A 480-nucleotide genomic window follows, 5' to 3' on the forward strand; every position below is an offset into this window, starting at 1 on the left:
GATGACCGCCATGTAAATACTTGTTTTTTCGGGCAGGTGCAGCACTTTCTGGTTAAAAGTGGGCAACCAGCTCATGATACCCTGCTCTGTCATCACATACATGAACGCAGCAATGGCAAAAACAAGCACCAGGGGTCTTTTGATCAGCCTGATCATTTCAACAAAATCGTCTGCCAGTGATGTTCCCGGAATTTCATAATCGGCTTTGAAATCAGCTATCAACAACACCAAAAAAGATAGCGCTATCAATCCCGCCAGCAACAGGTATATACGCAGCCATGCGTTCGGGTCGGTATCGCTGTAGAAAAAAGGGAAGGCAATGAATCCTGCTGCAATACCAATCATAAAACAACTTTCCACTGAACTCAGCAGACTCTTGTGTTCTTTTTCATCATTGGTTACCACACCAATCAATGCATATACAGATACTTTGATCACGGCAAAAGAAATACCCACGCAGGCAAACAACAATTTCACCGT

General features: G+C 43.8%; 1 protein-coding gene. It reads right to left on the bottom strand.

Annotated elements, in window-relative coordinates:
* A partial coding sequence (locus tag HUO12_RS14335) for an MFS transporter (RefSeq protein WP_176274494.1) occupies positions 1-480 on the bottom strand: 480 nt, incomplete at both ends.

This window comes from Altererythrobacter lutimaris (assembly GCF_013371495.1).
Lineage (GTDB): Bacteria > Pseudomonadota > Alphaproteobacteria > Sphingomonadales > Sphingomonadaceae > Erythrobacter > Erythrobacter lutimaris_A.